This is a genomic window from Ruminococcus sp. RTP21358st1_G6_RTP21358_211008, from assembly GCF_040908885.1.
Classification (GTDB): Bacteria; Bacillota; Clostridia; order Lachnospirales; family Lachnospiraceae; genus Blautia_A; species Blautia_A faecis.
This window is the reverse complement of the sequence record NZ_JBDGDM010000092.1, coordinates 1-5,909: the sequence shown is the minus strand read 5'-3', so window position 1 is coordinate 5,909 and position 5,909 is coordinate 1. Positions and strand designations below refer to the sequence as shown.

Here is a 5,909-nt window from a genome sequence, read left to right as displayed (position 1 = left end):
TGTGACAAGCACAAGAAGTAGCGTTTGCTGCGCAAACTTAATTCTCGGGTTTTCTGTGAACTTTGTTCACAAAAAACGCCTCGCGGAACGTTACCAGTGAACAGTGACTTTATTTTTCAAACATTCTCTGGTTCTGTCAGACAATTTCTGCTATAATGTAAGTAATTATGATACCAGTGTCAACAGGTCAAAAAGCTGTTCGTGCTTGCACAATAAGGCTTTTGAACTTGGATGAGAAAGCAGCGATTTACGCAGTAAATCAGCGGATTTCGAATATTTGAAGGATTGCGGGAGCAGCGCAGCTGCGTAGCAATCCGGGTATCAAATGAGTGCCAAAAGACCTTTTGACACTCATTTCATTAATTATAGTTTCTTTCAATGATGTGAATGTCAAAATATCTTTTGCCCTGGCATCTTTCAATAATGTTATTGAAAAATTAGCCAGCAACTTATTTTCAGGAGGTACGAATGAAATTAAATTCAAAATGTATGGCCTGTCAGATACGCAAACAGGAAGCAAAAATTCGTCATTTTAACGACGAAGACAGAAAAAAACAATATATGGAAGCAATCCGCCAGCGTTTTGAACATCCAAAGGATGACGACTGCGTTCCAAGCATCTCCACAGAACTGAAGAAATTCTACTGTTCCTTCTGGGGCGTTCCTATGGAAGATTTCACCCGGATCAACAAAGAATATGACCAGCTTATGCTGGATTTGGAAGCTGAGCTTCGTTCCACTATCCGTTATTCAGAAGATCCCTTAAAAGCCGCACTTATTTATGCCCGCACCGGCAACTATATCGACTTTGCGGCGCTTCCGGAAGTCAGCAAGGAAACTGCACTTTCTCTTATTAAAAGTGAAAACAAGGATGATCTTGACGAACAGGAATATCGTCAATTCTGCCAGGATATGAAAAAGGCAGAGAATGTTGTATATATTACCGATAACTGCGGTGAGATCGTTCTGGACAAAATTGCCATCCAGATTCTGAAAAAGATATTTCCAAATATACGGATCACAGCATTAGTACGCGGACTGCCCGCTGGAAATGACGCAACCATGGAGGACGCTGAATTTTGCGGTCTTACTGATGTTGTGCCTGTACTTGGAAACGGAAACGACGTAGGCGGTACCTGGCTTCACGGGATCAGTACCCACGCCAGAGAACTTCTATATAATGCTGACGTGATCATTGCCAAAGGTCAGGGAAATTACGAGACTCTGCATGGCTGCGGACTGAACATCTACTACCTGTTTTTGTGCAAATGCGACTGGTTTCAACAGCTTTTTCATGCAAAATTACTACAAGGAATGTTCATAAATGAGAAGCGGGCGCCAAAGGCTACTGCTTTTTCGTCAGATTGACAAGAAACTGTTTAAAAGTTTGTACGATTCTGCCCTAGCCCTTTTGGGTGGTTTTCGCTATACTAACATCAGATGAAAAAAGCATCGAAACAATTTTGATTATAATAATTAATTGAGAAATTTGGAGGAAAAATCATGGCAAGCTTATCATTACAGCACATTAACAAAACTTACCCGAATGGTTTCCAGGCAGTTAAAGATTTCAACCTTGAAATCGAAGACAAAGAGTTCATCATCTTCGTTGGACCATCCGGATGTGGAAAATCTACAACACTTCGTATGATCGCAGGTCTTGAGGAGATCAGCGGTGGTACATTAAAGATCGGTGACAAGGTTATGAACGATGTAGAGCCGAAAGACCGTGATATCGCAATGGTTTTCCAGAACTACGCTCTGTATCCTCATATGACAGTATATGATAACATGGCATTTGGTCTGAAACTTCGTAAAGTTCCGAAAGATCAGATTGACAAAGCTGTTAGAGAAGCAGCCAGAATCCTTGACCTTGAGAAACTTCTTGATCGTAAACCGAAGGCTCTTTCCGGTGGACAGAGACAGCGTGTTGCTATGGGACGTGCTATCGTTCGTAATCCTAAGGTATTCCTTATGGATGAGCCTCTTTCCAACCTGGATGCTAAGCTTCGTGTTCAGATGCGTATCGAGATTTCCAAGATTCATCAGAGACTGGGCGCAACAATCATCTATGTAACGCATGACCAGACAGAGGCTATGACCCTTGGTACCAGAATCGTTGTTATGAAAGATGGTGTTGTTCAGCAGGTTGATACACCACAGCACCTTTATGAGCAGCCAGGCAACCTGTTCGTTGCAGGATTCATGGGATCTCCGCAGATGAACTTCCTTGACGCTCAGATTGCTGAAAAAGGCGGCGACCTTATTGCTAAAGTTGGTGAGTATGACATCGTTATCCCGGCAGCGAAAGCGAAAGTGCTGAAAGACGGCGGTTATGTTGGCAAGACAGTTGTTCTTGGTATCCGTCCAGAGGATATTCATGATTCCCAGATGTTCATCGAAGCTTCTCCAAGCGTTCCAATGACATCTACCGTTAAAGTTTATGAGCTTCTTGGTGCTGAAGTATTCCTGTACTTCGATGTAAACGGAACTCAGGTTACAGCACGAGTTGATCCTCGTACAAACTCCAAGACAGGCGATACAATCAAATTCGCATTCGATATGGAGAAATCTCACTTCTTTGATAAAGAGACAGAGCTTACTATCTGCAACTAATATTTAGAAGAATGAATTTAGTTAGGCCTCAGGGGTTTTCCCCTGGGGCTTTTTTGTGGTATACTATGAGCACTTAATGAGCGTAAGCCCACAGGTGCAGTGCGAATTTAGTGCGAATGCACACCCAGACACTTAGCAAGTCCAAGCCACAGACGCCGGACGCGCTTCGTGTGAACGCACACCTTGAGCAAACTTTATTACTTTTCTACTAAAGGAGCACACCTATGAAATTACTTCAGATTCTCCAGAAATGTCTGGAAGACTGGAAGAATATCAGTCATCTGGATTTCTGCCTTGTAAATTTAGATAACACCATTTATATCAGCACCTGCGATAGAGCCCTTCCTTCCGAAGAGAAACTGGAAGAATTTAAGGAAGATGAGGTGCTGTGTATTTCCAATATGAACTGCCGGCTGTATAAAGTGACAGAGAGTCACCAGCTTCAATATGTCCTGATCGTATGGGGAAATGCGGAGGCCGCTTCCACCATCGGGGAACTGGCTGTCTGCCAGATTGAGAGCCTGCTTACCGCTTACATGGAAAAGAGCGACAAAAACGTATTTATGCAGAATCTTCTCCTTGGCTCCTATTCTGAGGTAGACGCTTTTAACCGTGCGAAAAAGCTTCATATCACAACCACTGTACGGCGTGCTGTTTTCCTGGTGGAGACCAAACAGAGCAAGGACGAAAATGCCCTGGCTACCATCCGTAATATTTTTGCAGCTAAGACAAGAGATTTTATTACTGCTATAGACGATTCCGGAATTATTATTCTCCGTGAACTCCAGCCTTCTGAGGATTATTCCGATCTGGATGATATTGCCCATATGCTGGTGGACATGCTGAATACAGAGGCCATGACTTCTGCCTGGGTTTCCTACAGCAATATTGCAGATGACCTGAAGCAGCTCCCGGATGCTTACAAGGAAGCACGTACTGCCTTAGAAGTGGGCAAGATTTTCTATACTGGCAAGAATGTGTTTGGATATAACCGTCTTGGAATCGGTCGCCTGATCTATCAGCTGCCGGTGGAGATCTGCGAGATGTTTATCGATGAGTTTTTCAAAGAAGAAACTCTGGATTCTATTGATGACGAAACACTCGCTACCATCCGCACCTTCTTCGAAAACAACCTAAATCTTTCCGAAACCTCCAGACAGCTTTACGTACACCGAAATACACTGGTGTACCGCTTCGAAAAGCTGCAGAAAAAATTCGGGCTGGATATCCGAACCTTTGAGGATGCGTTAACGTTTAAGTTAGCGATGATGGTGGTGAATTATATTAAGTATAAGAAAGCAGAATAAAATTCCCCCTCTTAAACAATATATTTTTAACTTAACAATTTCTCTTTTAGTGGCTTTTTCAATTTGCCGACTCTGTTCTTCTGTCAGCTGCTGATTCCTATTCAAAGTAACTGTCTTGATCAAAGTAAATGCTACTTTCTTGAAAGACTGTCCATAGAGCAGAAAGGAGATTCTGGGAAACCTGAAATTGCTCTATGGTCAGATTTATTTTCTTTATTATACATGTTAAAGTGGACTTTAAATAACACGTTTATTGTAAAGTGTAAAAATAAATTCCTGATTATGTGGCATTTTTTACTTATATCCTTCTTCATCCTTCGCCCACTCAAACGTACACTTCACAGCCTTCTTCCACCCTTTCAGCTTCTTCTTACGCTCCTCTTCTGTCATCTGTGGGGTGAACTGCCGGCCGATCTGCCAGTTGCTTTTTACTTCGGAGGCGTCTTTCCAGAAGCCGGTGGCGAGACCAGCCAGATAGGAAGCACCGAGGGCGGTGGTTTCGATGCAGCTTGGACGGACCACCTGAGTGTCGAGAAGGTCAGCCTGGAACTGCATGAGGAAGTTATTGGCGCTGGCGCCACCGTCTACGCGGAGAGCGCTGAGATCAATGCCAGAATCCTTCTCCATGGCTTCCAGAACGTCGTGTACCTGATAGGCCAGGGACTCTACCGTGGCACGCACCAGATGAGCTTTTCCTGCGCCTCTGGTAAGACCAAGGATAGCGCCTCTTGCATACTGATCCCAGTATGGTGCACCGAGACCTGTGAACGCAGGAACCACGTATACGCCGTTTGTGTCCGGCACTGACAGACAATATTTCTCAGAATCCGGGGAACTCTCCAGAATTCCCACTTCGTCTCTCAGCCACTGAATAGCAGCACCTGCTACGAAAACACTTCCCTCCAGGGCATATCCCGGTGTTCCGTCTGCTTTCACTGCAATGGTGGTAAGAAGTCCGTTCTTTGACTCTACTGCCTTATCTCCTGTATGCATAAGCATAAAGCAGCCGGTACCATATGTATTCTTTACATCACCTGACTCAAAGCAACACTGTCCGAAAAGAGCTGCCTGCTGGTCTCCTGCCGCCCCGGCAATTGGGATTCTGCCCCCGATCAGGTTCTCATTGGTATAACCATAAATACAACTGCTTGGCTTCACTTCCGGCAGCATGCACTCTGGGATATCCAGGTATTCCAGAATCTCTTTATCCCATTTTCTCTCATGGATGTCAAAAAGCATGGTTCTGGAAGCGTTGGTGTAATCCGTCACATGAACTTTCCCTTTTGTCAATTTCCAAATCAGCCAGGTATCTACTGTTCCAAAGAGAAGTTCCCCATTCTTCGCACGCTCTCTGGCACCTTCTACATGATCCAGGATCCATTTCAGTTTCGTTCCGGAAAAATAGGCGTCCGGAATCAGACCGGTTTTCTTTCGAACCAACTCTGACATGCCGTCTTTTTCCATCTTCTCAATCATATCAGCTGTTCTGCGGCACTGCCATACAATTGCCGGATAAACCGGCTCTCCTGTCTTCTTATCCCACACAATCGTAGTCTCTCGCTGATTCGTGATTCCGATAGCGTGAATATCCTCTGCATCTACACTGATCTTACTCATGGCTTCTGTAGCCACTGAAATCTGGGAGGACCAGATTTCCTTCGGATCATGTTCCACCCAGCCTGGCTTCGGGTAATACTGTTTGTACTCTTTCTGTGCTACGCTGCACATATTTCCCTTTTTATCAAATAAAATACATCTGGAACTGGTAGTTCCCTGGTCCAATGCCATTATATATTTTCCCATAGTACACCTCGTTTACTTTGCTTGAATTATTTATATTATAGCCTATTTTCACATACAAGAAAATACCTTAACTTGCTATTTAGTGGGTTGAAAAGTTCTTTAGGAGGGACGCATTTGGACAATGTGTATTACTCACTCGCCGGCGCAACGCTCCGATGAACTAATCGCTAACTGCGACTAATG

The 5,909-nt window shown here is 44.1% G+C and carries 4 protein-coding genes; 3 read left to right on the top strand and 1 reads right to left on the bottom strand.

The annotated features are described in order from the left end of the window. Positions 1-468 precede the first annotated feature (468 nt). The 3 genes from AB5Z12_RS20530 to AB5Z12_RS20520 all read left to right on the top strand — a co-directional run bounded on the left by AB5Z12_RS20530 (position 469) and on the right by AB5Z12_RS20520 (position 3,923). On the top strand, positions 469-1,368 hold the full coding sequence (locus AB5Z12_RS20530) for a DUF89 domain-containing protein (protein WP_173717465.1): 900 nt from the start codon (positions 469-471) through the stop codon (positions 1,366-1,368). A gap of 135 nt (positions 1,369-1,503) precedes the next feature. Next, positions 1,504-2,616, top strand: coding sequence for an ABC transporter ATP-binding protein (locus AB5Z12_RS20525; RefSeq protein WP_118582627.1), 1,113 nt, complete (start codon positions 1,504-1,506; stop codon positions 2,614-2,616). Positions 2,617-2,840: 224 nt separating this feature from the next. Further along, on the top strand, positions 2,841-3,923 hold the full coding sequence (locus tag AB5Z12_RS20520) for a CdaR family transcriptional regulator (protein WP_173735058.1): 1,083 nt from the start codon (positions 2,841-2,843) through the stop codon (positions 3,921-3,923). 294 nt (positions 3,924-4,217) lie between these two features. On the opposite strand, the gene glpK is transcribed toward AB5Z12_RS20520, so the two are convergent. Further along, positions 4,218-5,726, bottom strand: coding sequence for a glycerol kinase GlpK (gene glpK, locus AB5Z12_RS20515; RefSeq protein ID WP_173735057.1), 1,509 nt, complete (start codon positions 5,724-5,726; stop codon positions 4,218-4,220). Positions 5,727-5,909: the final 183 nt, after the last annotated feature.